Origin of the sequence: Nocardioides sp. 503 (assembly GCF_004522095.1) — a bacterium.
Taxonomy (GTDB): Bacteria; Actinomycetota; Actinomycetes; order Propionibacteriales; family Nocardioidaceae; genus Nocardioides.
This window is the reverse complement of record NZ_SPUI01000003.1, coordinates 970,354-995,037: the sequence shown is the minus strand read 5'-3', so window position 1 is coordinate 995,037 and position 24,684 is coordinate 970,354. Positions and strand designations below refer to the sequence as shown.

Here is a 24,684-nt window from a genome sequence, read left to right as displayed (position 1 = left end):
CGGCTCAGACCTCGATCGGCCCGACCTCCCAGCCCTCGGGGGCGATCGGGTGCAGGATCGCGTCGGTCCCGCCGTCCACGAAGAGCACCGCGCCCACGACCAGCGCGGCGGCGGCCGAGAGCAGGAACGCGATCACCGACGCCACCTCCTCCGGGCGGCCCGGCCGGCCCAGCGCCGTGGGGTAGGTGTCGGCGAACGGCCCGAACGTCGGGTCGGCGCGCAGGGCGTCGGTCATCGGCGTCTCGATGAGCCCGGGGGCCACGGAGTTGACCCGGATGCCGGCGCCGGCCCACCCGGCCGTCACACCCTCGCGGCGCGCCCACCACGCCAGCGCCGCCTTCGAGGACGGGTAGACCATCACGGCGTCGACGCGGGCCGCGGCCGCGCGGGCCGCCGGCTCGTCCTCGCGCAGGCAGAGGGTCGCGACCTCGGCGTTCCATCCCGGCATGCCGGTGATCGAGTTGGAGGCCAGGAGCACGACCGCCGCGCCCTCGGCCGCCGCGAGCAGGTCCTGCAGCCCGCGGACCAGCGCGAGGGCGCCGAAGTAGTTGACCGACACCAGCAGCGCCGGGTCGACGCCGGTGAGCCCGGCGATCCCCGCGCACGGCACGACGCCGTGCACCACGTCGGTGGCCGCGCGGACCCCCGCGACCGCGGCGTCCCGGCCCTCGACGGTGGACAGGTCGGCCGTCACGTCGGCGTCGTGCAGGTCCACCGTGACCACGCGGTGCCCCTGCTCGCGCAGCAGGGCGGTGACCGCCGCCCCGATGCCGCTGGCTGCGCCGCTGACGACGTAGGTCTTCATGGCCGAACGGTAACGCGTTCCAGTTTCGCGCCCCTCGATGGTTGAAAGCCGAAGGACCGGGGTACCGCAGACGGGGCGCCACGGTGTCCCACGACCACTCGGACCCACCTCGGGGGAACTCATGGCGCTCACCCTGCTCGACCGCGAACGCACGGTCGCCGGCACCGGCTTCAACCGCTGGCTCATCCCGCCGGCGGCCCTGGCCGTCCACCTGTGCATCGGCCAGGTCTACGCGACCAGCGTCTACAAGGCCTCGCTCGTCGAGGGCTTCGGCGTCTCGCTGACCGCGGTCGGAGCGGTGTTCTCGATCGCGATCGTGATGCTCGGCCTCAGCGCCGCGGTCTTCGGCACCTGGGTCGACACCGGCGGCCCGCGCCGCGCGATGGTCGCGTCGGCGATCTTCTGGTCCACCGGCTTCCTCGTGGGCGCGCTCGGCATCGCGACCGGCCAGCTGTGGCTGCTCTACCTCGGGTACGGCGTGATCGGCGGCATCGGCCTCGGGCTGGGCTACATCGGGCCGGTGTCCACGCTGATCAAGTGGTTCCCCGACCGCCCCGGCCTGGCGACGGGCATGGCGATCATGGGCTTCGGCGGCGGCGCGATGATCGCCAGCCCGCTGTCCACGCAGCTCCTCGACTTCTACAACGGGGGCTTCGACTCCCCGGCCGCGATCGCGGACCCCAGCTCGGTCGCCAAGCTCTTCGTCACCCTCGCCGTGGTCTACGTCGTCGTCATGCTCTTCGGCGCCTGGCTGGTGCGGGTGCCGCCGCCGGGCTGGAAGCCGGAGGGCTTCGACCCCTCCCAGGTCAAGGAGAAGGCGCTCGTCACGACCGCCAGCGTCTCGGCGGCCAACGCCATCAAGACCCCGCAGTTCTGGCTGCTGTGGGTGGTGCTGTTCTGCAACGTCACCGCCGGCATCGGCATCCTCGAGCAGGCCGCCCCGATGATCCAGGACTTCTTCCGCGAGGGCGACAGCTCCACCGTCACCGCGGCGGCGGCCACCGGCTTCGTCGGCGTGCTCTCGCTGTTCAACATGGCGGGCCGCTTCGGGTGGTCGACCACCTCCGACGTGATCGGCCGCAAGCCGATCTACCTGCTCTACCTCGGCGCGGGCATCGCGCTCTACCTGCTCCTCGCCACCGTCGGCGACGGCAGCACGCTGGTCTTCGTCGTCGTCGCCGGCTTCATCATCAGCTTCTACGGCGGCGGGTTCGCCACCGTGCCGGCCTACCTGCGCGACCTCTTCGGGCCCTACCAGGTCGGCGCCATCCACGGCCGGCTCTTGACCGCGTGGTCGGCCGCCGGCGTGGCCGGCCCCCTGATCGTCAACGGCATCCTCGACACCCAGGGCGAGCCCGGCTCGCTGGTCGCGGCCGACTACCGCCCGGCGCTGCTCACCATGGTCGGCGTCCTGGCGGTCGGCTTCGTCGCCAACCTGCTGGTGCGTCCGGTCGCCGAGCGCTTCCACGAGCCCGAGGGTGCGAACGCCGCGACGTCCCCCGAGGACCAGGAGTCCGCGAGCGCCGCCGCCGGGAACGACGCCCCCGCCCCGACCTCGCTGCTGCTGCCGGTCGCGTGGTTCGTCGTCGGCGCGCCGCTCGCCTGGGCCGTCTACGAGACGGTCGTCAAGGGCCTGGAGCTCTTCGACTGACGGACCGTCAGGACCGGTGGGCCTCGCGCCAGGCGGCCAGCAGCTCCGCCTCGCGCTCGCGGGTGATGCCGGCGACCACGGCGTCGGGGGTCTCCCGCAGCCACGCCAGCGTGGCCGCGGCGGTCTCCGCGACGGGGCGAGGGCGCAGGCCCGCCGCGAGCGACGGCGTCACGTCGTGCGCGAGGAGACCGTCGTACGCCGGGCGCGGCAGCCAGAGCGGCACGCTGTCGGGTCCCGCCCACGGCTCGACGCCCCGGGCGGTGAGGAAGTCCTGGTCGACCCACGTCCACACCGGGCTGCTCCCGACCCCCGAGGCGACCTCCGCCAGGAGGTCGGCGAGCGCCACGACGGGTCCGATGCCGTCGTAGTCGCCGGTGGTGCCGGCCTCGACCGCGTCGACGATCCAGGTCGCCAGGTCGCGCACGTCGACGACCTGGACGCTGTCGTGCGGTGCTCCGGGCGCCAGCACCTCGCCGCCGTCGGCCAGGCGCGCCGGCCAGTAGGTGAACCGCCCCGTGGGGTCACCCGGCCCGGAGATCAGGCCGGGTCGCACGACCATGGCCGTGCGGGCGCCCTCGCGGACGGCCTGCTCGCAGGCCACCTTCATCGGACCGTAGGCCTCCGGGTCGACCGCCAGGTCGGCGTCCTCGTGCAGCGGTGCGCGCAGCGCCAGCGTGCCGGGGCGCCCGCCGGGGGTCGACTCGTCCTCGTAGACGTTGATGGTGGACACGAACACCCAGTGGGCGTCGGGGAACGCGGCGACGGCTCGCCGCACCCGGGACGGGTGCCGGGCGACGTCCACCACGGCGTCGTACGACGTGCCGGTCAGCTCGGCGGGCGGCTCCTCGCGCCGGTCCCAGGTGACGAGCCGGGCGCCGTCGGGCGCCGGCCCGGACTCGCCCCGGGCCGCGCACACGACCTCGTGGCCGCGCGCGACGGCCTCCGCCGCGGTCGCCTCGGACAGGAAGACCGTGCCGCCGAGCACCAGGATCCGCATGCCCCGACCCTGCGCCACGCTCCGGCGGACCGCAACCGGATCCGCTGAGGGCAGATCGGCGCGGCGGGGGTCAGTCGCGGGGTGGGGTCTTCTTGCCGAGCAGCCAGTCGTCGAGGAACGACGAGAGCTCCTCGCCGGTCTGCTCCTCGAGCCAGGCGAAGTAGTCGTCGCGGCCGGTGCTGGTGTTGGTGCGCTCCTCGGGCCAGGCGCGGATCATCGCGAAGAACTTCTCGTCGCCGATCTTCTGCCGCAGCTCGTGCCACATCAGCGCGGGGCCGTAGTAGATGTTGCCGGACCCGAACGCCTCGCGGTCGTACGCCGCCGGCGGCCCGGCGAACTCGCGCTCGTAGGACTCGGTGAACGACCACTCCTCCATCTGCTCGTCGATCGAGCGTCCGGAGTCCTCGGCCTCCCACATGCCCTGGAGGTACATCGCCATGCCCTCGTTCATCCACACGTCGCGCCAGTCGTTCGGGGTGACCGTGTCGCCGTACCACTGGTGCGCGAGCTCGTGGACGATCACGGCCTCCGAGGTCGTGTACTCGGTGTTGCCGAGCGTGACCATCGTCTGGGTCTCCATGCCGCTCTCGGAGTCGACGACGAGGGTGCCGAAGGTGTCGAACGGGTAGGGCCCGAGCTTGTCCTCGAGCCACGCCATGGCCGCGGGCGTCGTCTTGAGGCTCTCGAGGATCCCCGGCTCGGCGGAGCGGTTGACCCAGTAGGTGATCGGGGTGCCGGACTGCGACTCGTCCTCGGTCATCTCGAAGTCGCCGAAGGCCAGGGTCGTCAGGTAGGAGGCCGCCGGCTCCGCCAGGGACCAGTGGGTCGTGGTGGTGCCGTCCTCGTCGGTGCGCGACTCGAGCTCGCCGTTGGCGACGCCCACCCACGGCGAGGGCACCGACAGGGTGAAGTCGTAGAGGGCCTTGTCGGCCGGCTGGTCGTTGACGGCGTACCAGGTGAACGCGCCGAACGGCTCCTGCATGGTCCAGGTCTCATGGGTGTCGGTGACGGTGAAGCCGGTGCCGCTGAAGTCACCGCGCTTGGTGGGGACCGGCACCGGGCCGGGCTTGCCGGCGTAGGTGAGGACGAGCTCGTACTCCTGGTCCTCGGCGACGTCGGCGGTCACCACCAGGTCCTTCCCCGACTCCTCGAACTCCACGTCCTCGCCGTCGAGGGTCGCGGTCTCGACCGTCATCGGCTCGCTGAAGTCCAGCTGGAAGCGGCCGGCGGTCGCCGTGGAGCGGAACCGCAGGACCTCCTCGCCGGTGAGGGTGTCGGTGTCGGGGTCCCAGTCGAGCGTGAGGTCGTAGTGCAGCGCGTCCACGCTGGGGTCGCCGGCCTCGGGGTAGACGGAGTCCTCGCGCGGCTCGCTGGCCGCGGCGGCGGCGCCCTCGGGGTCGGACGGGTCGCCGGCGGTGCTCGCGCCCTTCCCCGGACCCCACCACCGGGACTCGACGGACCCGTCCCCGGACGGCGCGGGGTCGTCGTCGCTGCAGGCGGCGAGCACGCCCGAGGCCAGCGCGAGCGTGCAGGCCACGGCGGTGAGGCGAGGGGTCACGGGGTGCCTCTCAGCAGGGGACGGGCCAGCTTGCGGCCGTGGTGGATCTGGGCCTTGACGGTGCCCAGCGGCGCGCCGACCTGCTGGGCGATCTCCTCGTAGGAGAGGCCGTAGACGTCGCGCAGCAGTAGCGGCTCGACGAACTGCGGGTGGTCGCGCTCGATGATCTCCATGGCCTCCAGCAGGTCCAGGCGGGTGCCGGCGATGACGCTGGTGGTGCGCGGGTCGGCGTCCTCCTGGTGCGGCGGCGTCTCGGCCGCGACGGCCTGGCTGCGCATGCGGCGGTACGTCGAGCGGGCGGAGTTGACCGCGACGACGTGCATCCACGTGGTGAAGCGGCCGCGGCCGCCCCAGGTGTGGATCTTCGTCGCGATCTTGAGCAGCGCCTCCTGGCAGGCGTCCTCGGCGTCCGGGGTGTAGGGCAGCACCCCGCGACAGACGTTCAGGGCGCGGGGCCGGACGGCCGCGAGCAGTGCCTCGAGCGCGTCTCGGTCGCCGTCGCGGGCACGCCGCGCCAGCTCGTCGGTCTCGTCGGGCGTGAGCCCCTCGCCGGTCATGCCTGTCATCCTGCCCCTTTGCGTTGGAACATAATGCAGCCGTGTCCATACCCAGCCGCATCGGTCGCTACGCCGTCACCCGGCGGATCGGTGCCGGCGGCTTCGCGACGGTGTGGCTGGCCTACGACGAGCAGCTCGACTCCCCGGTGGCGGTCAAGGTGCTCGCGGACAACTGGACCGAGGACCACCAGGTGCGCCAGCGCTTCCTCGAGGAAGGCCGCTACCTGCGGCGGGTGGAGTCGCCGCACGTCGTGACGGTCTACGACGCCGGCGAGCTGGACGACGGGCGCCCCTACCTGGTGATGACCTACGCCGACCAGGGCACGCTGGCCGACCGGCTCGAGGTCGACGGGCTGACCACGCGGCAGGCGGTCGAGGTCGTGCGCCAGGTGGCGCGCGGGCTCCAGGCGCTGCACGACCGCGACATCCTGCACCGCGACGTGAAGCCGGCCAACGTGCTGTTCCGCACCGCCGACCGCGACATCCGCGCCATGGTGGGCGACCTCGGCCTGGGCAAGGCGCTGGACGTGTCCTCGCGCCTCACCATGGTCGCCGGCACCCCGTCCTTCGTCGCGCCCGAGCAGGCGCAGGCCGAGGCGCTCGACGCGCGCGCCGACCAGTACTCCCTCGGCGTCCTCACCTACCTGCTGCTCGCCGCCCGACCGCCGTACCGGCACGCGGACCTCACCGCCGCGGCCAGGCCCGGCCCGCCGCCGCCGCTCGCCACCGAGGGGCGCCCGGTGCCGGCGGAGGTCGAGGCCGTCGTGGCGCGCGCGCTGTCGCTGGACCGCGAGGACCGCTACGACTCGGTCACGGACTTCGCCGAGGCGCTGACGGCGGCCTACGGCGACGAGGCCGGCGACCCCGGACAGCTCGCCGAGCCGTGGCTGCCGCTCGACCCCGAGCTGACCCAGCCCGGTCCCCGGCCGACGCCCCCGCCGGGGGTCGGCAGCACCCGGCCGGCGGCGGCGCCGCCGGGTCGCCGGCGGCGGACCGCGGTGCTGGTCGCCGCCGCCGCGCTGGTGCTCGGCGCCCTCGGGGGAGTGGGACTGGCGCTGGTCCAGCGCGACGCCGAGGTCGAGGTCATGGACGACACGGGCTCCCTGACCGCGCAGGTGCCGGGCGACTGGGACCGGGCCGTGGCCGCGGACGGCTGGGTGCCGCCCAACGCCACGGAGCGCACCTACCCGGCGCTCTCGGTCGGCACCTCGTCGACGTGGACCGACGCCGGCTCCCGGTCCGAGGGCGTCTTCCTCGGTCTCCTCCCGGGCGACGCGCTGCCCTCGCAGCTGCCGCAGCACCCCGAGTGCGACGCCAGCGACGACCCGGTCTCCGAGGCGAGCGGCGACGACTCGACCACGGTCGTCCACACGGGCTGCCCCGGCGGCGTCACCGTCGAGCGCGTCGTCCAGGTCGCCGCCAACCGGCTCCTGTGGGTGCAGGTCCGCAGCGCCGACCGCGCCACCGCCAACCGGGTGCTCGACAGCGTGGACACGCACGGGCTGTGAGTGCAGGGATACCCGGTCGACCGGGGAGCCGCTGACTGACCAGCCGCGCGATGACTCCACTGTGTGCCACGAGACCAGGGCAGCACCGCAAATGCGCGATGCGGATACCGCAAATCCGCGACCGGAGTACCGCGAATCCGCGAGTCGAAGACCGCGAATCCGCGACTAAAGGGCCAACCCCGCAGGTCAAGAGCGTATTGTGGCGGCTATGGCGGCCACTATGAGACCTTCACCATTCCGGACACGCCACGCCCAGGACCTGGTCGAGGAGACCCTCGCGGACACCCCCATCACCGTCATCCAGGGGGCCCGCCAAGTCGGCAAGAGCACCTTGGTCCGCGAAGTGGTCGCCGACCGCAACGCGACAGTGGTGAGCCTGGACGCCACCACTGCCTACAACGCCGCGCGAGCCGACCCCGACGCGTTCGTCCGCCAAACCGACGGACTCCTGGTGATCGATGAGGTCCAGCGGGTGCCTGAGCTGGTACGCGCCATGAAGGACGCCGTGGAAGAGGACCGCCGCCCCGGCCGGTTCCTGGTCACCGGCTCCGCCGACCTGCTGCGGGTCCCCGGCGCTGAGGAAAGCCTGGCCGGACGCGCCGAGACCGTCGTCCTGTACGGGTTCAGCCGGGGCGAGCTGGCCGGCCACCGCGAGGACTTCATCGACCGCCTCCTCGCCGGCGACGAGAAGGCGCTACGCACCCGGACCGGCACCTGGACCCGCGAGCAGTACCTCGACGCCGTCTGCGTCGGCAGCTACCCCGAACCGCTGACGCGTACCCCACGGCGCCGCGGCGCGTGGGTGGACAACTACATCAACCGCATCATGGTCCGAGACGTTCAAGACCTCAGTCGGCTGGCCCACCTCGACCGGCTCCCTTACCTGCTGCGCCTCCTCGCCGCGAACACCTCCGGGGAGTTGGTCAAGTCCCGGGTCGCCAAGGACGTCGGCATCCCCGAGACCAGCCTCACCGGCTACCTCGACCTGCTCGAGACCCTCTACCTCATCCACGTGCTGCCCGCCTGGGGTGACAACCTCACCAAGCGGGTCGCCGGGCGGTCGAAGGTCGCGCTGCTCGACACCGGCCTCGCCGCCAGGCTCAACCACGTCACACCCGCCGCGATGGCGCCCGGCGCGGTCTCCGACGCCGCAGGCGGACTGATGGAGTCGTTCGTGGCCGGCGAGCTGCGGCGCCAGCTCGTCTGGGCCGACACGCCCGCGCGACTGTTCCACTTCCGTGATCGCGACGGCCGCGAGGTCGACATCGTCGTCGAGAGCGACGCCCGGCGGGTCGCCGGCGTGGAGATGAAGGCAGCCGGGTCTGTCTCGAAGAGCGACTTCAAGGGCCTGACTTTCCTCCGCGACAAGTTGCAGAGCAGATTCGCCATGGGGGTCGTCCTGTACACCGGCACAAAGCCGCTGCCGTTCGGAGACCGCCTCTGGGCCCTGCCGTACTCCGCGATGTGGACCTGACCGACGCAACCCGCCTGGAGCGGAGTAGTCCACGAAGGAGCCCAGGACACTCCGCGTCGAATTCGCACCAGGAATCCCGCGCTCGTTCGGTGTGGCAACGCCCCTCGAGCGACGGGCGAGCCCGTCAGGTCCGCTGGCGCGCCGCGCTGGCGCTGACGCCCTCGAGCAGGTCCAGGAGTCCGTCGCGGTCCGAGAGGCGGCCGATGACGACGACCGTGACGTCGGCGATGCCGTCACCGTCGAGCTCGACGAAGCGCTCCATCGTCAGCCGGCGGTAGCCGTCGTTCACGTACGTCGCCACGAGGGTGTCGTCGTTCTCCACCTCGAGCTCGAACTCCGAGACGACCTGCTCGAGCGAGTCGCGCCGCTGCGCGAGCGCCTGGCCGGTCGTCAGGCGCTGCCCGGTGATCGACTTGACCCGCAGGAAGTAGGTGTTGAGCGGCGCCTGGGCCGGGGCCCACTTCGACTCCGTGAGGTCGCTGTCGTTGCGGACCCACCCGCGCGGCACCGACACCCACACCCCGAACCGGTCGGTGCCGAGGCGTCGCGGCTCCAGCTCCAGCCCGGTCGGCAGGGCCGGTGCGCCCGGGTCGGGCAGCACCCGGACCACCGGGTCCGAGGGGTACGACGGCGACCGGCCCGGCACCGGCGCGGCAGCGCTGATGGGGGCCGGCTCGTCCTGCGACATCGTGACGGCGGCGTACCCACCGGCGACCCCGAGCGCGGCGAGCAGCACCGCTACCGCCCCGAGTGCCCGACCGCCCATGGGCGTCACCGTAGTTGGCGCACGGCCCGGATCGCGCAACCGCGGTCGGGCGCACCGATGACTCGGTCCGGTGTGCTGGGTCTGTCGTATCCACGGACCCGCGTTCGTGGACAGCGTGAGACCGTCCCTGCCACCCGAGGAACCCCCGATGACCGAGCTCTCCACCCGCAGCCGCTGGCTGGCGCTCTACGTGCTGTGCCTGGGCGACCTGATGATCGTCCTGGACTCCAGCATCGTGAACGTCGCGCTGCCGTCGATCCAGACGGACCTCGGGTTCTCCCCGTCGGCGCTCGCGTGGGTCGTCAACGCCTACCTGCTGACCTTCGGCGGCTTCCTGCTGCTCTCGGGCCGCCTCGGCGACCTGCTCGGCGACAAGCGGGTCTTCCAGGGCGGGGTGGTGTCGTTCACCGTCGCGTCGGTCGCCTGCGGGTTGGCGCCGTCCTCGGAGCTGCTCGTGGTCGGCCGCGCGGTCCAGGGCCTGGGCGGCGCCGCGGTGTCGGCCGTGGCGCTCGCGCTGATCATGGGCCTGTTCTCCGAGCCGGCGGAGCGCGCCAAGGCCATGGGCTTCTTCGGGTTCGTCATGTCCGGCGGCGGCGCCGTGGGCGTCCTGATGGGCGGCGTGCTCACCGGGCTGTTCTCCTGGCACTGGGTCTTCCTCGTCAACGTGCCCATCGGAGTGGCCGTCTGGCTCGCCGCGAGGAGGGTGCTGCCGGCCGACGAGCCGGTCCCGCGGGCCTCCCGCCTGGACGTCGTGGGCGCCGGGCTGGTCACGGTCGCCCTGATGACGACCGTCTACGCGATCGTCGGCGGCAACGACGCCGCCTGGACCAGCGCCCGCACCCTGCTCCTGCTCGGCCTCGGCGTGCTGCTGCTGGCGGCGTTCGTGGCCCGCGAGGCCACCGCGGCCAACCCGCTCGTGCCCCTGCGGCTCTTCGGCCTGCGCAACGTCACCGTCTCGCAGGTCGTCGGGGTGCTGTGGGCGGCCGCGATGTTCGCGTGGTTCTTCCTCGCCGCCCTCTACCTCCAGCAGGTCCTGGCCTACGACGCCCTGGAGGTCGGGCTCGCGTTCGTCCCGACCAGCGTGGTCATGGCCTACTGCTCGCTGCGGGTCAGCGACCGGCTGGTGATGCGCTTCGGCATCCGGCCGCCGCTGGGGGTCGGCCTCACCCTCGCGGCCGTCAGCCTCGCGCTCTTCTCCCGCGCGCCGGTCGACGGGCGGTTCCTGACCGACGTCCTGCCCTCGATGCTGCTGCTCGGCGTCGGGGCGGGGATCGCCTTCAACCCGGTGCTGCTCGCCGCCATGGGCGACGTGGAGCCTCACGAGGCCGGGCTCGCGTCCGGGGTCGTCAACACCAGCTTCATGATGGGTGGCGCGCTCGGGCTGGCGGTCCTGGTGAGCATCTCCACGGCCCGCTCCGACCACCTGCTCGACGGCGGGTCCTCGCAGGTCGCGGCCCTCAACGGCGGCTACCAGGCGGCGTTCGCGGTGGGTGCCGCCTTCGCGCTGCTGGCGGCGGTCGTGGGCGGCTCCCTCCTGCGGCCGAGGCCGATGACGGGTGACGACCCGCACGGCCCGGCCACCGCGGGGGAGGCGGTCGGGGCCCACCCGTGAGGTGTCACTAGCGTTGCGCCCGTGATCGTCCGCGACGCCCGTCTGGTGCCCGTGACCCCCGTCGTGGGGCTGCCCGACGAGCCGGTGGACGTGCTGGTCGAGGACGGCCGGGTGACCCGGGTGGGACCCCGCCTGACGCGGCCCGCGGGCGTCGAGGAGATCGACGCCGGCGGGCGCTGGCTGGTGCCCGGCCTGTGGGACCAGCACACCCACCTGGGGCAGTGGTCGCTCACCTCCACCCGCCTCGACCTGAGCGCCGCCGACTCCGCGGAGCACGCCCTCGACCTGGCCCGCTTCTGGCTGGCCGAGCACCCGGGTCGCCCGCTCGTGGGCTTCGGGCACCGGCCCGCGGTCTGGGAGCGCCAGCCCACCGTGGCCGAGCTCGACGCGGTCGCGGGCGAGACCCCCGTGGTCCTGATCGCCGGCGACGCCCACCACGCCTGGCTCAGCACGTCGGCGCAGCGCGCCCTCGGGCTGGAGGTGCGCGACGACAACGTCTACGAGAACGAGTGGTTCGCGGCGTACGCCGGTCTCCCCGGCCTGGTCGGCAACGACGGGATCTCGCCGGCCGGCTACCTCAACTCCCTCAACCGCGCCGCCGCCAAGGGCGTCGTGGGGCTGGTGGACTACGAGTTCGGCGGCGGTCCCCAGGACTGGGTGGAGCGCTGGGCCGAGGGCTGCGACGTGCTGCGCGTGCGCGTCGCGATGTACGCCGAGCGGCTCGACGAGGTGCTCGCCGCCGGCCTGCGCACGGGCGACCCGCTCGTGGCCGGCGACGACCGGCTGACCATGGGGCCGCTCAAGATCATCAGCGACGGCTCGCTCAACACCCGCACGGCGTGGTGCTGCGAGCCCTACGTCGACGGCGGCGTCGGCGCCGCCAACCAGAGCGCCGCCGAGCTGCGCTCGCTGCTCGCGCGGGCGCACGCCGGCGGCCTGGAGGTCGCGACCCACGCGATCGGCGACGCGGCGGTGGCCCACGCGCTGTCGGTCTACGCCGAGACCGGCGCCCGCGGCTCCATCGAGCACGCGCAGCTCGTCACGCGCGACGACGTACGGCGCATGGCCGGGGTGCCGGTGCGCGCCAGCGTCCAGCCGGCCCACCTGATCGACGACCGGGTGCTGACCGAGCAGATCTGGCCCGGACGCAGCGAGCGCTGCTTCGCCTTCCGCTGGATGCTCGACGCCGGCATCGAGATGGTCTTCGGCTCCGACGCCCCCGTCGCCCCGCTCGACCCGTGGCTCGCGATCGCGGCCGCCGTCCACCGGGGCGCCGACGACGAGGACCCGTGGCACGCCGAGCAGGCGTTGACCGCCCACGAGGCACTGGCCGCCTCCGTCGACGGCCAGCCCACCGTCGGCGTCGGCTCCCGCGCCGACCTGGTGCTCCTCGACCGCGACCCCCTCGCCCCCGGCGAGGACGCCGCCGACGCCGCCCGCCAGCTGCGCTCCATGCCCGTCGCCCTCACCGTCGCCGCCGGCCGGGTCGTCCACAGCGCGCTGTAGGGGTTTCGAGACGGTTGCTGCGCAACCTCCTCAACCCCGGGGGTTGAGGAAGGCGCGCTAGCGCCTGTCTCGAAACCCAGTCGTCAGCGCAGCTTCGCCAGCACCAGGTCGGCGACGCCCTGCTGGCCCTCGGCGAACGGGTGCAGCGCGAGCGCGCGCTCGGGGTCGGTCTGGACGCCGTTGACCCAGGGGTCCTCGGAGCAGACGTCGTGTCCCTTGCTCGCCTTGAACACGTCGACCACCTCGGCGCCGCCGGCCTCGGCGCCGAGCCGGACGGCGTCGGAGAGGGCCTTGTTGAGCTCGGTGACCAGCCCGTAGTCGCCCTCGGCGAGCGGGACCAGGTCGGGGCAGGAGCCCTGGGCGGGCAGCAGCTGGGGGTAGTTCGCGACGATCACGCGGGCCTTCGGGGCGCGGTCGAAGATGCCGCGGGTCGTGGCCTCGATGCGGTCCTGGATCTTGTCGACCTGGTCGAGCAGCAGCCGCTCCTTGCCGTTGGCCGCCAGCGTCTGCCGGCACGGCGTGGCCTCGGCCCCGGCGGTGGGCAGGCATGCCAGCAGCAGCTGGGAGAACAGGTCGAAGTCGTTGCCGCCGACGGTCAGGGTCACCAGGTCGACGTCCGCGTCCAGCGCCTCGAACTGCGGCAGGTTCTGCGTCTCCCCGGTGATCTGGACGCCGACCATGGACGTGGTCGAGGCCGCGATGCACGTGACGTCGGTGAGCTCGTAGCCGGCCGCGGCCGCGACCAGGTGCGCGTAGTTGCCGGTCGAGCGCTGGCAGCCGTCGGCCGGGTCGGTCTCCGGCACGAGCGGCGCGGATGCGAACGAGTCGCCGAGCGCGACGTACGTCCCGGCGTCGCCGGCGGGCGACGGTGCGGCGCTCGTCGGGGCCGAGGGCGACGGCGCGTCGGACGAGGACGATTCCGTGGACGGGGTGGTGTCCAGCGGCGGGTCGTCGTCGGAGCCGCAGGCGGCGAGCAGCAGGAGCGTGGGTGCGACCACGCCGACGAGCAGACGGGCGCGGCGGGCGCGGCGGGGACCCCAGGACGACGACATGCGCCCACGGTACGAGCCACGCGGTGGCCGCCCGTGGTCGCCGGGTCGCCCTAGCCGGCGCCGAGCGCGATCGTGAGCGCCAGGACCGTGTCCGGGTCGTCGAGCCGGTCGCCGTAGAGGTCGCGGATCTGCCCCATGCGGTAGCGCACGGTCTGGGGGTGCACGAACAGCGCCTCCGCCACGTCGTCGCGTCGGCCCTGGTGCAGCAGCCAGGCGCGCAGGGTGTCGCTGAGCTTGTCGGCGACGCCCGGGCGCAGCTGCGCCATCGGGGCCAGTACGTCGGCGCGCAGGTCGGCCAGCGCGGCGGCGTCGGCGGTCAGCACCAGCTGCACGAGGTGCCGGTCGGTGTCGCCGTCCAGGCCGGCGGTGCGCGCGCGCAGGGCGCGGTCGAGGGAGGCGCGCACCTCCAGCCACGGCCGGGCCGGTCCGGCGACGCAGCCGCGGTCCGCGAGCGTCCGCAGCAGTGCCGCCCGGGCCCGCCCGTGGGCGTCCGGCACCAGCAGCAGCGCGACCTCGTCCAGGTCGGGCACCTCGGTCTGCAGGGTCTGCGGCGAGATCTCCGCCAGCACCGGGCGCACCTGCGACTCCGGCACGATCACGGCGGTCAGCGTCTCCGGCTGCTCCCACCCGGCGCGCTCGGCGGCGCTGGACACGGTCTCGGCGGGCGAGCCGACCAGCAGGTGGTGGGCGATCCGCTCCAGCAGCCGCTGCCGCACCCGTCCGGTGGTCGCGAGCTCGTCGTTGTGCCCCGCGACGCTGGCGGCGGACAGCTCGTCGATGTAGGCGAACACCAGCTCCGCGAACGACACCAGCGTCTCCGCCGACAGCCCCGCGTCCACGGCGTACATCGACATCTCGCGCCACGAGACCCGCGCGCCGATGCGGTAGGCCGCCAGCAGGGCGTCGGTCGTGCGGCCGCTGCGCGCCTCGCCGCGCCCGAGCTGGTAGGCGCCGTCGACCGCGGGGGCGGCCGGGGTGCGCGGGTCCGCGCCCGGGGTCCCGCCGGCCAGCGACAGGAAGCCGCCCAGCGCCAGCTGCACGGCGTTGCGGATGGTCCCGCCCATCCTGCCGCCGAAGGCGTCGGCGTAGCTGGGCACCTCCTCGATGATCGCCGCGACCACGTCGTCGGCCACCGCGGGCAGGTGCGCGCGGATCTCCGCGACGGCCTCGACGGGGATCAGCAGGCCCGCAGCGGCGGTCCGACGGGGGCGAGGGGGCATTTATTGTCTCCTGCGAACAAATGTGACGTAGGTCTTCACGTCCTCCGGTCATGACTTTACCTCGAGCGGCGGGCACAGTAGAGGTATGACCTCCGTAGGCCTGATGCGCACCGCGAACGGCGAGCCCGCCGTGCGCTCGCTCGCGCTCCGGGACCGGCTCATGCGCGTCGCCGAGGCGGCCGTGACCCCGCTCGTCCCGGCCGACGTCCTCGACATCTTCTCCCCGCTGCGCTCCGGCGCCGACCTGCGCGCCCGGATCGTCTCGGTCGTCCCCGAGACCGCCGACGCCGCCACGATCGTGCTCAAGCCGGGCAAGGACTGGGCCGGGCACAAGCCGGGTCAGTACGTCCGTATCGGCGTCGACGTCGACGGCGTCCGCCTGTGGCGCACCTACTCGCTGACCCACGGCCCGCGCGCCGACGGCCACATCAGCATCACCGTCAAGGCGATCCCCGACGGCCTGGTCTCCAACCACCTGGTCCGCCGCGCCCGCCCCGGCCAGATGATCCAGCTCGGTCAGGCCGAGGGCGACTTCGTCCTGCCCGACCCGCGGCCCGAGAAGCTGCTGCTCGTGACCGCCGGCTCCGGCGTCACCCCGGTCATCGGCATGCTGCGCAACCTCTTCTCGCGCGCCGAGCCGCTGCAGGCCGACATCGTGCTGCTGCACTCCGCGCTCTCGCGCTCCGAGGTCATCTTCGGCCGCGAGCTGCGCGCCTACGCCGCCGAGGGCCGGGTCCGGCTCGTCGAGATGCACACCGACGTCCACGGGATGCTCGACGTGCACGACCTCGACACCATCGTCCCCGACCTGGCCGAGCGCACGACGTACGCCTGCGGGCCGGTCGGCCTGCTCGACGCGCTCGAGGAGCACCACACCGCCCGCGACCTGCCGCTGCACCTCGAGCGCTTCCGCACGGCGGTCGTCGCGAGCGACGGCGAGGGCGGCACCGTGACCTTCGGGCGCAGCGGCATCGTCGTCGACGGCGACGGCTCCACCCCGATCCTCGACGTCGGCGAGTCCGGCGGCGTCCTGATGCCCAGCGGCTGCCGCATGGGCGTCTGCTTCGGCTGCGTGCTGCCGCTGCGCTCGGGCGCCGTGCGCGACCTGCGCAACGGCGAGCTCACCGTGGCCGCCCCGGGCGACGGCGTGATCATCCAGACCTGCATCAACGCGGCCGCCGGCCCCTGCGACATCGACCACTGACACCCCCGATCGACCACCAGAGGAGATCGACATGACCGTCCTTCAGAAGAAGACCGAGACCACGAACCCCATCGCGCACCTCAGCGACGAGGAGATCGAGCGCCTCGGCGTCGAGCTCGACGCCATCCGCCAGTCGATCCTCGACAGCCGCGGCGAGCGCGACTCGGCGTACATCCGCAAGGTCATCGATGCGCAGCGCAAGCTCGAGCTCGCCAGCCGCGCGGTCCTGCTCGCCAGCGCCTTCCCGCCGGCCTGGGTCGTCGGCACCGCCGGCCTCAGCGTCGCCAAGATCATCGAGAACATGGAGATCGGCCACAACGTCATGCACGGCCAGTGGGACTGGATGCGTGACCCGAAGATCCACTCCACCACCTGGGAGTGGGACAACGCCTCGCCGTCGGACCAGTGGAAGCACTCGCACAACGAGCTGCACCACACCTACACGAACGTCGTCGGCAAGGACAACGACCTCGGCTACGGCATCATGCGCGTCGACGAGGACCAGCGCTGGTACCCGCTCTACCTCGCCCAGCCGCTGTGGAACTTCATCAACGCCTGCTTCTTCGAGTACGGCATCGCGGCCTACGACCTCGAGCTCGGCAAGAACCTCTCCAGTGAGAAGCGCCGCCAGGCCCCGGAGTTCAAGGCCCGCGCCAAGCAGACCCTGAAGAAGATCCGCAACCAGGTCCGCAAGGACTACGTCGTGCACCCGCTGATGTCGCTGCCGACCGGCTCGTTCGTGCCGACCCTGGCCGCCAACTTCACGGCCAACCTGGTCCGCAACCTGTGGACGCACTCGGTCATCATGTGCGGCCACTTCCCCGAGGGCGTCGAGACCTTCGAGCGCACCTCGATCGAGGGCGAGACCCGCGGCGAGTGGTACCTGCGCCAGATGCTCGGCTCGGCCAACATCTCCGGCAGCAAGGCCATGCACTTCATGACCGGCAACCTGTCGCACCAGATCGAGCACCACCTGTTCCCCGACCTGCCGAGCAACCGCTACGCCGAGATCGCCCCGCAGGTGCAGGACGTCTTCCAGCGCTACGGCCTGAGCTACCACATGGCCCCGCTGCCGCAGCAGGTCGCGAGCGCCTGGCACAAGGTCGTGCGGCTCTCGCTGCCCAACGACTTCCTGGCGACCACCACCGCCAAGAACCTGCCCAGCCAGCTCAAGGTCCTGTTCGCGATGACCACCAAGGGCCCCAAGGTCCGCCGCGCCGCCCAGGCCCGCCTCACCCAGCAGGCGCGTCGCGCGAAGGTGGCTGCCGCGGCCTGACCGTGGGCGGTTTCCCCAAGGTATGCAGGTGAAGCGTCACTTCCCTCGGTGTACAACCCGAGGGAAGTGTCATCTTCCCTGCATACCTTGGTGAAACGTCACCGGCGCAGCCGCGCCGCCAGCTCCCGCAGGTCCGGGCTGACCGACGTCGCGCCGGCGTCGAGCAGCAGCGCGCCGTCGTGGGTGGTGGTGACGCCGACGACCTCGCCGACGCCCGCAACCACCGCCGCGCGTACGCCGGCGGGCGAGTCCTCCGCGGCCAGGCAGTCGGCGGGGGCGATCCCGAGCCGCTCGGCGGCGAGCAGGTAGCCGGCGGGGTGCGGCTTGCCGTCCTCCACGTCGGCGGACGTGACGACGACGTCGAGGTGGTCCAGGACGCCCAGGGGGCCCAGCGACCGGGTCACCCAGTCGGCCGCGGCCGAGGTGACGATCGCGACCCGGGTGCCCGCGGCGACCGCCGCGAGGACGAGGTCGCGCGCGCCGGCGACCTCCTCGGGGTCGAGGTCCGCGGGGATCTGGGAGACGACCGCCTGCGACACGGCCTGCGGGTCCTCGTCGCCCCACGGGCCGGGCGTGGAGGCGAAGACGTCGGCGGCCCGGCGGCCGGTGAAGACGCTGAGGTCGGGGACGTCCCAGCCACGGCTGGCGAAGTAGGCCTCGTAGGCGGCTCGGTGGAGGGGCTCGGAGTCCACGAGCGTGCCGTCCAGGTCGAGCAGCAGCGCGGCGGGGCTCACGGGGCCACGGTGAAGAGCAGGTCGCCCGCGGCGGCGCGGGCGTCGCCGGCGGGGTCGGGCACCGAGCCCTTGGGCCGGTCCATCGCCACCACCGGCACCAGGGGCGACATCCCCTCCTCGAGCGTCGCGGGGTCCCACCGCACCATCGGGGTTCCGGCCTCGACGGTGCTGCCCTGGGTGACGAGCACCTCGAAGCCACGGCCGTCGAGCTTCACCGTGTCGATGCCGAGGTGCACCAGGACGCCCACGCCGTCGGGCGCCAGGACGATGAACGCGTGCGGGTGCACCTTGAGCACCTTGCCGGCCACGGGGGAGACGACGGTGACCTCGCCGGGGTCGGGCTCGATGGCGACCCCCGGGCCGACCATCTCCGAGGAGAAGACGGGGTCCGGCACGTCGCTCATCGCCACGACCCGCCCCGGCAGCGGCGCGAGGACCTCGGTCACATCAGGTCCTCGATGTCGTCGGCGAGGTTGTCGGCCTCGGGGCCGACGACGACCTGCACGACCGTGCCCGACTTCATGACGCCGTGGGCGCCGGCGGCACGCAGCGCCTTCTCGTCGACGAGGCCGCCGTCCTTGACCTCCGTGCGCAGCCGGGTGATGCAGGGCTCGATCTCGACGATGTTGTCGGCGCCGCCCAGCCCGGCGAGGATCTGCTCGGCCTTGGTGCTCATCTGTGCTCCTTCGGTGGGGTCCTCGGTCGTGTGGTCACGAGTGTGGGTCGGTGGAGGTGACCTTGGCCAGGCCCCGAGGGTTGTCGGGGTCCAGGCCGAGGGCGAGGGTGAGCCCCTCGACGATCCGCTGGCCGGGGACGATCGCGCCGAGCGGGGCGACCGCCTCGGTGAGGTCCGGGCCCGGCACGTGGACGGCGCACGCCCGCGCGAACGCCGCGTCCCCGCCGAGGCCGACGACCCGCGCGCCGCGCCCGGCGAGGTCGGTGGCGAGGTCGGTCAGGGGCTCCAGCAGCGGGCCGTCGGGCGCCGCCACGAGGAGCGCGGCCATGCCCTCGGTGACCACCGAGATCGGCCCGTGGCGCAGGTCGGCGTAGGAGTAGCCGCGCACCGGGCGCAGGCAGGTCTCCTCGAGCTTGAGGGCGGTCTCCAGGGCGGTGCCCATCATCAGGCCGCGGCCCGACACGACCGCGTAGTCGGCGCCCTGCAGGACCTCGACCGCCGCGGCGACGTCGACCTCGAGCAGCCGCTCGATCTCGCCCGGCACCCGGTCGAGCTCGGCGTCGAGCTCCTCGGGGTCGTCCAGCAGGGCGCCGGCGAGCACGGCCATGGCGACCATCTGGGTCAGGTAGGTCTTGGTGGCCGGCACCGCGACCTCCGGCCCGGCCTGCGTCACCAGCGCGAGGTCGGCGGCGTCCACCAGGGGTGAGTCGGCCACGTTGGCGACGGCCAGGGTGGCGGCGCCGCACTCGCGCGCCCACGCCTGCGTCGCCACGATCTCCTCGGTCGCGCCCGACTGCGACACGCTCACCACGACCGCGTCGGACAGGTCGAGGCGCGAGCGGTAGTGGGTCGCGACGCTCGGCGAGACCAGCCCGCCCGCCACGCCGGCCCGCGTCTCCAGCAGGTAGCGCCCGTAGATCGCGGCGTTGTCGGAGGAGCCGCGGGCCGCGAACAGCACGCGACGCCCCGCCACGAGCGACCGGACCGCGTCGCGCCGGGGACGCAGGGCGGCGAGCGTGCGCCGTACGGCGTCGGGCTGCTCGGCGATCTCACGCGCCATCTGGGTGCTCATCTGGTCCTCCGTGGTCCTTGACAGTCGCCGGGCACCGGGCCCACACTCCCAACTGGTACGGACCAGACCGTACCAGTGACACGGAACGCCGTCGAGAGGTCGCAGTGCCCACCAACCGCTCCGCCCGCACCCGCACCGGGGGGCCCCTCACCAAGCACGCCCAGCTCAGCGACGCGCTCGCGGAGCTGGCGGTCAAGGAGCTCGGCCCCGAGGCCGCGATCCCCTCCGAGCGCGAGCTGATGGCGACGTACGGCGTCTCCCGGGCGACCGTGCGCAAGGCGATCGACGTGCTCGTCTCCGACGGGCTGCTGCACCGCGTCCACGGCAAGGGCACGTTCGTGGCGACGCCGCGCCTCGAGAGCCGGCTGCACCTGGCGTCGTTCAGCCAGGACATGCGCCGCCGTGGGCTTGAGCCGTCCACGCGGCTGCTGTCGGTGGAGCTCGACGAGCCGCCGAGCGAGGTGGCCAGGGCGCTGGGTCTGGACGGCGACGGCACCGCCTGGCGCGTCGACCGGGTCCGGCTCGCCGACGGCGAGCCGATCGCGCTCGAGCACGGCTGGTACCCCCGCGCGCTGCTGCCCGGACTCGACCGTCACGACCTCGGCGGCTCGCTCTACGAGCTGTTCGCCGACGTCTTCGACGCGCCCATCGACGCCGCCGAGCAGACCCTGTGGGGCGAGACGGCCGACGCCGCCACCGCGCGCCGCCTCGACGCCCCCGTCAACACCCCGCTCCTGGTCTTCCGCCGGGTGTCGTCCAGCGCCGGGCGACCCCTCGAGCACGTCGTCTCGCGCTACCGGGGCGACCGCTACCAGCTCCACATGTCCCTGGGGCGTGACGACCTGGACCACCGCCGCACCACCTCCGAGAGGAAGAATCGATGAGCACAGCAGACGCGTCCGCGGGCGCAGCAGAGAAGAGGCGCCTCAACCTGGGGCCGCTCCAGAAGTTCGGGCGCAGCCTGATGCTCCCGATCGCGGCCCTGCCGGCGGCGGCGCTGCTGCTGCGGCTGGGCCAGCCGGACCTGCTCGGGGCCGACGGCCTGGGCTGGGACAACGTCTCCACGGTGGTCGGCGCAGCCGGCAACGCCATCTTTGCCAACCTGCCGCTGCTCTTCGCTGTCGGCGTGGCCATCGGCATGGCTCGCAAGGCGGACGGCTCCACGGCGCTCGCCGCGGTGGTCGGGTACATGGTCTTCAAGGGCGTCGGCGACGCGATGTCGCCCATCGTGCTGGGTGCCGCGCCCGAGGGTGAGGAGCAGGCACTCATCAACTACGGGGTGCTGGGCGGCATCGTCATGGGGCTGGTGACGGCGTTCTTGTGGCAGCGCTACCACCGCATCAAGCTCCCGGACTACCTCGCGTTCTTCGGCGGTCGCCGCTTCGTGCCGATCATCACCGCGGTCGCCGCGATCGTGATCTCCGTCCTGATGAGCCTGGTCTACCAGGCCTTCGACTCCGGGATCACCAACCTCGGGGAGTGGGTGACCGACAACGACGTCCTGGGCGGGTTCGTCTACGGCACCCTCAACCGGCTCCTGATCCCGCTCGGCCTGCACCACGTCTTGAACAACCCGCCGTGGTTCGTCTTCGGCACCTACGAGTCCGGCGGCGAGGTCTTCCACGGCGACATCCCGCGCTTCCTCGCGGGTGACCCCACAGCCGGCGCCTTCATGACCGGCTTCTTCCCGATCATGATGTTCGCCCTTCCGGCCGCTGCCATCGCGATCTGGCACGAGGCGCGGCCCGAGAACAAGAAGGTCGTCGGCGGCATCATGCTGTCGGCTGCCCTCACGGCGTTCCTGACGGGCATCACCGAGCCGCTCGAGTTCGCGTTCATGTTCGTGGCCTGGCCGCTCTACGTGATCCACGCGCTGCTGACCGGCACCTCGCTGGCGTTGGTCAACGCGCTCGGCATCAAGGACGGCTTCGGGTTCTCGGCGGGCCTGTTCGACTACGTGCTGAACTTCAACATCGCCACCGACCCACTGCTGCTGATCCCCATCGGACTCGGGTACGCCGTCGTGTACTACTTCCTGTTCCGCTTCGTGATCCGCAGGTGGAACCTGCGCACCCCCGGCCGCGAGGCCGAGGGCGAGGAGTCCGTCGTGGCCGCGGACGCTAGCGTCTGAGCATGCTCATCGCGGCGGCCCGGGTGGTCACCCCCACCCGGGTCCTCGCGCCGGGGTGGGTCTTCGTCGAGGGCGACCGCGTCGTCGCCGTCGGCGAGGGCGCGCCCGGTCGGCCGGCCGAGGTCGACCAGCCCGGCGCGACGCTCGTCCCGGGCTTCGTGGACGTGCACGTGCACGGCGGCGGGGGCGCCTCCTTCGACACCGGGACGGCGGATGCCGCCGCGGCCGTCACGCGCGCGCACCTCGCCCACGGCACGACCACGATGGTGGCCAGCCTCGTCACGGCGACGCCCGAGCGGCTGCTGGCGTCCGTGGCCGAGCTGGCCGTGGCCGCCGCGGACGGCGTGGTGGCCGGCATCCACCTCGAGGGCCCGTGGCTGAGCCCGAAGCGCGCCGGCGCCCACGACCCGGCCCTGCTCACCGAGCCCGACCCGGCGCTGCTGGAGGCGCTGCTCGAGGCCGGGCGCGGCCAGGTCCGGATGGTCACGCTCGCCCCCGAGCTGCCCGGCGGCCTGGACGCGGTGCGCCGGCTGGCGGCGGCCGGAGTCGTGGCGGCGATCGGCCACACCGAGGCGACGTACGACCAGGCGCGGGCGGCGCTCGACGCCGGCGCCCGGGTCGGCACCCACCTCTTCAACGCGATGCGGCCGCTCCACCACCGCGAACCCGGTCCGATCGCGGCGCTGCTGGAGCGGCCGGACGCCTGCGTCGAGCTGATCGCCGACGGCGTCCACGTCCATCCCGCCGCGCTGCGGCTCGCCGCGGAGGCGAAGCCCGAGCGGATCGTGCTGGTGACCGACGCGATGGCCGCCGCCGCGGCGGCCGACGGCGACTACCGCCTCGGCCGGATGACGGTCACCGTCCGCGACGGCGTGGCCCGGCTGGCCGAGGGCGGCGCGATCGCCGGCTCGACGCTCACCCTCGCCGCAGCCGTCCGGTACGCCGTGCAGGTCACCGGCCTGCCGCTCGTCGACGCCGTCCGCGCCGCGACGTCGACCCCCGCCGAGATGCTCGGCCTCGAGGGAGTCGGCTCCCTCGTCCCCGGCCACCGCGCCGACCTCGTCGTCCTCGACGAGCACCTCGACGTCCAGCGCGTCCTCCACCGCGGCCGCTGGGTCACGTGACCCGCACGCCCGATGGGCGACTTCTCCGCGTCCCTTCCGTCAGCGAGACTCGGCGTCATGGCTGAACACGTGGATGTTCGCGTAGGGCTGTGCGGCTGGACGGTCTCGCAGGCGTCGTACGTGCGGCGCTTCCCGCTGGTCGAGGTGCAGCACACGTTCTACGAGCCGCCCGCCGACGCGGTGCTGGCGCGCTGGCGTGCGCAGGTGCCGGCCGACTTCGAGTTCACCATCAAGGCGTGGCAGGTCGTCACCCACGAGTCCAACAGCCCCACGTACCGGCGCATGAAGCGACCTCTCCCGGAGGCCGACCGTGGACAGGTCGGGGCGTTCCGCACGACGCCTCCGGTGCTGGCGGGCTGGCGGCGGACCCTCGAGTGCGCTCGCCTCCTCCGGGCGACCGCGGTGCTGCTGCAGTGCCCGAAGAGCTTTCGCCCGACGGCTGAGAACATCGGGCGGCTGCGTACCTTCGTCTCGGAGGTGGAGCGGCCGGCCGGGCGGCTCCTGTGGGAGCCCCGTGGTGCATGGCCCACGCAGCTGCTCACCGAGCTCTGCGCCGAGCTGGACCTGGTCCACGTGGTCGACCCCATGCAGACCGAGACGGTCACGCCGGACCGGACCTACTACCGGCTGCACGGCACCACGGGCTCGCGGCACGTCCACACCGACGACGAGCTGCGCCGGCTCCGGGACCTGGTCGACGGCCGGCCGTCGCCGTACGTCATGTTCAACAACCTGCCCCGCACCGACGACGCAGAGCGGTTCCGCGCTCTGCTTTCTGCGTAGGTGTGTCCCCGCCTCCGGTGATGATGGAGCGATGACGACGTACTCAGGCACCGACGAGTTCGAAGGCGCGACCTTCGTCAGGACCAGCTTCAAGGGCGCCACCCTGAGGTTCTCCGACGTCAGCGGCGTGACGATGCGCAGCGTGGACGTGGGCGGGCTCGACATCGACAGTCATGACCTGTTCTTCGGCAGCCTCTTCGTCAATGGGGTGGACGTGGTGCCACTCGTGGACGCCGAGCTCAACCGGCGGTTCCCGGGCCGCGAGCTGCAGAAGGCGCAGACGCCCGAGGGCTTGCGCGAGGGGTGGGTCGCGGTGCAGGCCGCGTGGCAGGAGACGGTGGCGAGCACGCCGTCCGCGCTGGTGGACGCCCACGTCGAGGACGAGTGGTCCCTGGCTCAGACCCTGCGCCACCTCATCCTGGCGACGGACGCCTGGCTCCGCGGCGCCGTCCTGCGGGTGCCGCAGCCGTTCCACGAGGTCGGCCAGATCTTCACCGGTGCCGGCGAGATGGGCTTCGACATGTCGATCTTCCGCGTCAAGCCGCCGGCCTACGAGGAGGTCCTCGCCGTGCGCGCCGAGCGACAGCAGCTGGTGACGGACTTCCTGGCCACGGCGACGCCGGAGCTGCTCGCGGAGGAGCGCGACAACCCGTGGGGCGGCGGTGACTGGCACCCCAGCGTCGGCGACTGCGTCCGGGTGATCCTGGAGGAGGAGTGGGCCCACCTGCGCTACGTCCGGCGCGACCTCGCTCGGCTGCACTGAGCCGGCAGAAGTCCCTCGACGAGCTCGCTGGTTCGCTCGAGGCCTCTGAGGCTGCTGAGCGGGAACGCCGGTACCGGTCGGCGACTTCGCGTTCGGAATCGCAGAGGTGGGTGCCGACCTGGGCACCGGACGTCCAGCGGGTCCTCCACCGCGGCCGCTGGGTCACCTGACCGACGGGGCGATTCCGCCGAAACCCCACGGGGAGCCCGGTCGCG

Annotated in this window: 23 protein-coding genes; 12 read left to right on the top strand and 11 right to left on the bottom strand. The window is 73.0% G+C overall.

The window, feature by feature from the left end; genetic code table 11:
- Positions 1-4: 4 nt before the first annotated feature.
- Positions 5-805, bottom strand: a complete 801-nt coding sequence (locus E4622_RS11950; RefSeq protein WP_134740392.1) for an SDR family oxidoreductase — start codon at positions 803-805, stop codon at positions 5-7.
- A gap of 121 nt (positions 806-926) precedes the next feature.
- Here E4622_RS11950 and E4622_RS11945 point away from each other — a divergent pair, with 121 nt between their 5' ends.
- The gene (locus E4622_RS11945; protein WP_134740391.1) at positions 927-2,456 is read left to right on the top strand and encodes an OFA family MFS transporter; all 1,530 of its coding nucleotides are present in this window, start codon (positions 927-929) and stop codon (positions 2,454-2,456) included.
- A gap of 7 nt (positions 2,457-2,463) precedes the next feature.
- Here E4622_RS11945 and E4622_RS11940 read toward each other — a convergent pair whose 3' ends face one another.
- The 3 genes from E4622_RS11940 to E4622_RS11930 form a co-directional block, all read right to left on the bottom strand.
- A complete protein-coding gene (locus E4622_RS11940; RefSeq protein ID WP_134740390.1) occupies positions 2,464-3,453 on the bottom strand; it encodes an NAD-dependent epimerase/dehydratase family protein in 990 nt (329 codons plus the stop codon).
- Positions 3,454-3,523: 70 nt separating this feature from the next.
- Complete coding sequence (locus E4622_RS11935; protein ID WP_134740389.1) at positions 3,524-5,011, bottom strand: M1 family metallopeptidase; 1,488 nt, start codon at positions 5,009-5,011, stop codon at positions 3,524-3,526.
- Entirely contained in the window at positions 5,008-5,568 is a 561-nt protein-coding gene (locus tag E4622_RS11930) for an RNA polymerase sigma factor (RefSeq protein ID WP_134740388.1), read from the bottom strand. The genes E4622_RS11935 and E4622_RS11930 overlap by 4 nt, the downstream gene beginning before the upstream one ends.
- A gap of 41 nt (positions 5,569-5,609) precedes the next feature.
- Here E4622_RS11930 and E4622_RS11925 point away from each other — a divergent pair, with 41 nt between their 5' ends.
- Together E4622_RS11925 and E4622_RS11920 are read left to right on the top strand one after the other, a co-directional pair.
- The gene (locus tag E4622_RS11925; protein ID WP_134740387.1) at positions 5,610-7,076 is read left to right on the top strand and encodes a serine/threonine-protein kinase; all 1,467 of its coding nucleotides are present in this window, start codon (positions 5,610-5,612) and stop codon (positions 7,074-7,076) included.
- Positions 7,077-7,296: 220 nt separating this feature from the next.
- Positions 7,297-8,550: an ATP-binding protein gene (locus E4622_RS11920; protein ID WP_134740386.1), complete on the top strand. Its 1,254-nt coding sequence runs from the start codon at positions 7,297-7,299 to the stop codon at positions 8,548-8,550.
- A gap of 124 nt (positions 8,551-8,674) precedes the next feature.
- Here the strand turns inward: E4622_RS11920 and E4622_RS11915 are convergent, their stop codons facing one another.
- Entirely contained in the window at positions 8,675-9,316 is a 642-nt protein-coding gene (locus E4622_RS11915; RefSeq protein ID WP_134740385.1) for a hypothetical protein, read from the bottom strand.
- A 148-nt stretch (positions 9,317-9,464) separates the two neighbouring features.
- Here E4622_RS11915 and E4622_RS11910 point away from each other — a divergent pair, with 148 nt between their 5' ends.
- Together E4622_RS11910 and E4622_RS11905 are read left to right on the top strand one after the other, a co-directional pair.
- Positions 9,465-10,928 carry a DHA2 family efflux MFS transporter permease subunit gene (locus tag E4622_RS11910; protein WP_134740384.1) on the top strand — a complete coding sequence of 488 codons (1,464 nt, stop codon included), beginning with the start codon at positions 9,465-9,467 and terminating at the stop codon, positions 10,926-10,928.
- Positions 10,929-10,949: 21 nt separating this feature from the next.
- Positions 10,950-12,434, top strand: a complete 1,485-nt coding sequence (locus E4622_RS11905; protein WP_209021887.1) for an amidohydrolase family protein — start codon at positions 10,950-10,952, stop codon at positions 12,432-12,434.
- Positions 12,435-12,517: 83 nt separating this feature from the next.
- On the opposite strand, the gene E4622_RS11900 is transcribed toward E4622_RS11905, so the two are convergent.
- Together E4622_RS11900 and E4622_RS11895 are read right to left on the bottom strand one after the other, a co-directional pair.
- Positions 12,518-13,486, bottom strand: a complete 969-nt coding sequence (locus tag E4622_RS11900; RefSeq protein ID WP_134740383.1) for an SGNH/GDSL hydrolase family protein — start codon at positions 13,484-13,486, stop codon at positions 12,518-12,520.
- A 50-nt stretch (positions 13,487-13,536) separates the two neighbouring features.
- Positions 13,537-14,706 carry a helix-turn-helix domain-containing protein gene (locus E4622_RS11895; protein ID WP_134740382.1) on the bottom strand — a complete coding sequence of 390 codons (1,170 nt, stop codon included), beginning with the start codon at positions 14,704-14,706 and terminating at the stop codon, positions 13,537-13,539.
- An 85-nt stretch (positions 14,707-14,791) separates the two neighbouring features.
- Between E4622_RS11895 and E4622_RS11890 the strand changes: the two genes are divergently transcribed.
- A complete protein-coding gene (locus E4622_RS11890; RefSeq protein ID WP_134740381.1) occupies positions 14,792-15,910 on the top strand; it encodes a ferredoxin reductase in 1,119 nt (372 codons plus the stop codon).
- 31 nt (positions 15,911-15,941) lie between these two features.
- Positions 15,942-17,186 (top strand): acyl-CoA desaturase, encoded by a 1,245-nt coding sequence (locus tag E4622_RS11885; RefSeq protein WP_134740380.1) that lies wholly within the window; start codon positions 15,942-15,944, stop codon positions 17,184-17,186.
- Positions 17,187-17,284: 98 nt separating this feature from the next.
- On the opposite strand, the gene E4622_RS11880 is transcribed toward E4622_RS11885, so the two are convergent.
- Genes E4622_RS11880 through E4622_RS11865 form a run of 4 tightly spaced genes read right to left on the bottom strand, consistent with a single transcriptional unit; the run spans position 17,285 to position 19,668 of the window.
- Positions 17,285-17,920, bottom strand: a complete 636-nt coding sequence (locus E4622_RS11880; protein WP_134740379.1) for an HAD family phosphatase — start codon at positions 17,918-17,920, stop codon at positions 17,285-17,287.
- Positions 17,917-18,366, bottom strand: a complete 450-nt coding sequence (locus tag E4622_RS11875) for a PTS glucose transporter subunit IIA (protein ID WP_134740378.1) — start codon at positions 18,364-18,366, stop codon at positions 17,917-17,919. Before E4622_RS11875 ends, E4622_RS11880 begins: the two co-directional genes overlap by 4 nt.
- Positions 18,363-18,596, bottom strand: a complete 234-nt coding sequence (locus tag E4622_RS11870) for a PTS glucose/sucrose transporter subunit IIB (protein ID WP_134740377.1) — start codon at positions 18,594-18,596, stop codon at positions 18,363-18,365. Before E4622_RS11870 ends, E4622_RS11875 begins: the two co-directional genes overlap by 4 nt.
- A 34-nt stretch (positions 18,597-18,630) precedes the next feature.
- On the bottom strand, positions 18,631-19,668 hold the full coding sequence (locus tag E4622_RS11865) for an SIS domain-containing protein (protein WP_134740376.1): 1,038 nt from the start codon (positions 19,666-19,668) through the stop codon (positions 18,631-18,633).
- Positions 19,669-19,772: 104 nt separating this feature from the next.
- On the opposite strand from E4622_RS11865, the gene E4622_RS11860 reads away from it, so the two are divergent.
- From E4622_RS11860 to E4622_RS11840, 5 genes are all read left to right on the top strand, one after another.
- Entirely contained in the window at positions 19,773-20,552 is a 780-nt protein-coding gene (locus E4622_RS11860) for a GntR family transcriptional regulator (protein WP_134740375.1), read from the top strand.
- The gene (locus E4622_RS11855) at positions 20,549-21,799 is read left to right on the top strand and encodes a PTS transporter subunit EIIC (RefSeq protein ID WP_134740374.1); all 1,251 of its coding nucleotides are present in this window, start codon (positions 20,549-20,551) and stop codon (positions 21,797-21,799) included. The genes E4622_RS11860 and E4622_RS11855 overlap by 4 nt, the downstream gene beginning before the upstream one ends.
- A gap of 2 nt (positions 21,800-21,801) precedes the next feature.
- Positions 21,802-22,923, top strand: coding sequence for an N-acetylglucosamine-6-phosphate deacetylase (gene nagA / locus E4622_RS11850; protein WP_134740373.1), 1,122 nt, complete (start codon positions 21,802-21,804; stop codon positions 22,921-22,923).
- 69 nt (positions 22,924-22,992) lie between these two features.
- Entirely contained in the window at positions 22,993-23,706 is a 714-nt protein-coding gene (locus E4622_RS11845; protein ID WP_209021886.1) for a DUF72 domain-containing protein, read from the top strand.
- 31 nt (positions 23,707-23,737) lie between these two features.
- Positions 23,738-24,469: a DinB family protein gene (locus E4622_RS11840; RefSeq protein ID WP_134740371.1), complete on the top strand. Its 732-nt coding sequence runs from the start codon at positions 23,738-23,740 to the stop codon at positions 24,467-24,469.
- Positions 24,470-24,684: the final 215 nt, after the last annotated feature.